At 61.2% G+C, this 3,036-nt stretch carries 3 protein-coding genes and 2 pseudogenes; 2 read left to right on the top strand and 3 right to left on the bottom strand.

Annotated elements, in window-relative coordinates; all coding sequences use genetic code 11:
- Nucleotides 1–125 (top strand): annotated as a pseudogene (locus ATN37_RS32510) (IS481 family transposase); the annotation flags it as partial.
- Here ATN37_RS32510 and ATN37_RS14245 read toward each other — a convergent pair.
- The 3 genes from ATN37_RS14245 to ATN37_RS14235 form a co-directional block, all read right to left on the bottom strand.
- Nucleotides 114–506 (bottom strand): hypothetical protein, encoded by a 393-nt coding sequence (locus tag ATN37_RS14245; protein WP_058037611.1) that lies wholly within the window; start codon nt 504–506, stop codon nt 114–116. The pseudogene ATN37_RS32510 and the gene ATN37_RS14245 sit on opposite strands and share 12 nt — an antisense overlap.
- A gap of 317 nt (nt 507–823) precedes the next feature.
- Nucleotides 824–1,477 carry an HNH endonuclease family protein gene (locus ATN37_RS14240; protein ID WP_082661361.1) on the bottom strand — a complete coding sequence of 218 codons (654 nt, stop codon included), beginning with the start codon at nt 1,475–1,477 and terminating at the stop codon, nt 824–826.
- A 397-nt stretch (nt 1,478–1,874) separates the two neighbouring features.
- On the bottom strand, nt 1,875–2,816 hold the full coding sequence (locus tag ATN37_RS14235; RefSeq protein ID WP_003941078.1) for a GlxA family transcriptional regulator: 942 nt from the start codon (nt 2,814–2,816) through the stop codon (nt 1,875–1,877).
- A 108-nt stretch (nt 2,817–2,924) separates the two neighbouring features.
- On the opposite strand from ATN37_RS14235, the pseudogene ATN37_RS14230 reads away from it, so the two are divergent.
- Nucleotides 2,925–3,036 (top strand): annotated as a pseudogene (locus tag ATN37_RS14230) (antibiotic biosynthesis monooxygenase); the annotation flags it as partial.

Here is a 3,036-nt window from a genome sequence, read left to right as displayed (position 1 = left end):
GCACCGCCGTGGAAATCTGGAACGTTCACTACAATTATCATCGACCGCATTCAACACGCGGAGGACGACCGCCCGCCGCTTACCGCCGGCACCGCGTAACTAACGTCCGTTCCTCATACATCTAGGTGGAAAAGGTCGAGTATCACGTCGGCGTCCGCCCCGAGCGCCATCAGGTCGGCACGTTCGCTCAATCTGAGCTCCTGGTTGGTGATGAAGGCAAGCCCGTAGGGAGCGTGCTTCAGAGCGCCGGCGAGGTCGGATTCGACTTTGGCTTTGATGTCACTAAATGTCTTCTGATCACGGGGGAAGTAGACGGCCATGATCCACGGGCGACCGGCCTTGGAGCAGGAGGCATCTCGTCCTCCGTCTTTGCCTCCGAGTGGATGTGACGGGTCGATGTCCTCGAAACCGGAATACGAGAGTATGTGTGCCGCAAGACGCTCGGACGGGGCTTGGTCCTGAGTCCATTGCAAAAGCCGAAACCATGTCTCATCCGTGCGTGTCATCCCTGATTCATACCGTGGCCGGCTGACAGGCGGCACCGTCGCCCCACATCGGTAGGTTCTCATCGCGTCTCAGACGTACGTACCAAAACTTGGGCCTCACCATTGCAAGCCTCACCATTGCGAAGCGCATCGGCTACGAGCTGGGCTCAAGTTTTGAGCCCAGTGACCTGCCCCGAAATATCAGCGGCTACGCCCGCGCCCACAAAGAATGAAATGTTGAAAATTATACGGGCATGCCATGGGCATCATGGATTGCGCTTGAAACTTTCTGCGCACAAAGGGGCGAAACGCCTTCCACTCTTGATATTCCCTCCACGTCATCCGCCTTGACATATTCCCTCCACGTCATCCGCCTTGACCCTGTTCGTTATTGCCCCAGAGCTTGCTTCTCCCGCCGCATATTGAGATGTCGCGTGCGCGCGCAACTGAGCGACCGTGAGCACAGTCCCGATCGGATACTGTTCGAAAACTTCGTTGATATGAGTGGCTATCTTTCGTCCCGAACTGGTTCCATCTTCGGAGCGCCCAGCGCGCCGAGTATCAGAATTATCGGCATGGACAGTGGAATCAACTTCATTAATGCGCAGTTCACTGACCGAAGGTACCGCTCCCATAACTGGCGGAGTTTTTACTCCGTTCTCCGGTCGTGCCCATTCTCGGCAGATTGCATCTGCCAATTGTGACGATCGGTCGAGAATTTCGTCTGGTCCCCATTCGGCACTTAGAGACCGATTGAGCGCGAGAGCGCTGTGCGACAATATCGCTGCGCGTTTGGTCTGCCAACTGCTGTTGGAAAGTTTAGAATTGAGTTTCGTCGTGACCAAGGCGAGATTTCCGATCGTATGAACGAGACGCTCACGTCGGGCAGTTTCAGCTTCTCTCAACTCTGTGGAATCGGTGAGGATGGGCCAATGTGTTTCCCACTTTTGCGGCATGAGATGTTCGATCGGTAGAGGACCGGAGATACGCATAGCGGCTCTTCCCAGATGAGGGTGTAGGTCGGCCGGGCGGGTCGGTCCGCAGGTAGACGTCGAGGTCTCCCGACGACGGAGGTTCCTACGCCATCCATCCGAAAGACCTCGACGTGACCAACGCTACCCCGCCGGCCGGCTTCGGCCGCCCTGACCTGACCGCCTTCGCGTCTCATCCCAATCGACCCTGATCGGGTCTGCTGACCCCCTCGACGAGAACGCAGCGACATCACAGCCACCCAACCCCGACCGTCCGGGAAGCCGGGGCACGTCACATGGCCTGTGCTGCGGGCGTGTCGAGTGGGTCGTCCAGGGGCGACGCAGGAGCGTCGACGCGACGTGCTGAGAGGTGGTTCCAGTCGAGCACTAGGACACCGGCTACAGGCATGGCGATAGGTCAGGAACGGCGTCGCTCCCTGCGCAGGAGGGAGCGCAGAGTCTCGGCGTTCGCGTAGCCGACCCGTAGCGCGATCTCGGCGGAGGTGAGGTCCGTGGTTGCTGAGAGGTGCCGAGCTCGTTCGATGCGAAGCCGTTGGACGAAGCCGAGCGGAGTGAGGTTGAGCGCCGCACGGACTCGTCGTTCGAGGGTGCGCCGGCTGGTGCCGAGCGACTGCGCGACGAAGGCGACGTTGAACGGTTCGTCCAGGCGGGCGCGCACGAAGCGTTCGAACTCGACGACGATCGGGTCCTCGTGCCGGAGATGTTCGTAGGCGACGAAGGCCGCCTGCGACGGACGCTCGTCGATGATGAGGAGCTTGGCGACATGTTGGGCCAGGTCGGGGCTGATCGATCGCACGAGTGAGAGCGCGAGGTCGATGTGGGCGAACGCGGCGCCGGCGGTGACGAGGTTCCCGTCGACCACGACCATGGTGTCGAGATCGAGGGCGACGGTCGGATAGCGCTTCAGGAACTCCGGCCCCAGGAACCAGCTGGTCGTCGCCCGCCGATGATGCATCCGTCCGGTCTCGGCGACAGCGAACACGCCGGTGCACGCCGCGGCGATCCGGGTGGTCGCGTCGTCGAGGCGCCCGAGCGAGGCGATGACCGAACGAGCATCTCGGCTCTGGAGGGCGTCGTTGGTAGCGGCGGCCGTGAGGGTTCCAAGCGCAGGGACGACGACCACGTCGAACTCTGCGGACTCCGACAGCGGGTGGTCCACCGACAGGGTCATCGATGCCGTCGTGGTCACTCTCCGTTTCGGTCCGAGTATGGCGAGTTCGATCGGGTCGATCCGCGGGTCGACATCGCCGCGGGCTCCGTCGGCCACCCGCACGATGTCGATGACCGACGCGACAGCCGAACCGAAGCAGCCGTCGATCGCGATCAGTCCGATACGCATGGCGCGAACAATAGCAATACTGCCGTATACGCCACTTCTCACATGCCCTTGCTCGTCATACGCTGAACTCGCTTCACCAAGAAACCTCGACACCTAGGAGAACCCCTCATGTCCACACCCGCATCACTTCCGTATGCCTTCGTCGCCAAGATCGTCGCGGCCGATGGACAGCACGACGCGCTCGCCGATCTGCTCGCCGGCGCTGTCGCGCTCGCCAACG

The sequence above is a fragment of the Rhodococcus sp. MH15 genome (genome assembly GCF_019266045.1).
Taxonomy (GTDB): domain Bacteria; phylum Actinomycetota; class Actinomycetes; order Mycobacteriales; family Mycobacteriaceae; genus Rhodococcus_F; species Rhodococcus_F qingshengii.
This window is presented reverse-complemented; position numbering and strand designations above follow the sequence as displayed.

Excerpts from the sequence above, each read along its gene's own strand:
- ATN37_RS14235 (WP_003941078.1), bottom strand. The coding sequence starts at position 2,816 with ATGCGTATCGGACTGATCGCGATCGACGGCTGCTTCGGTTCGGCTGTC.
- ATN37_RS14240 (WP_082661361.1), bottom strand. The coding sequence starts at position 1,477 with ATGCGTATCTCCGGTCCTCTACCGATCGAACATCTCATGCCGCAAAAG.
- ATN37_RS14245 (WP_058037611.1), bottom strand. The coding sequence starts at position 506 with ATGACACGCACGGATGAGACATGGTTTCGGCTTTTGCAATGGACTCAG.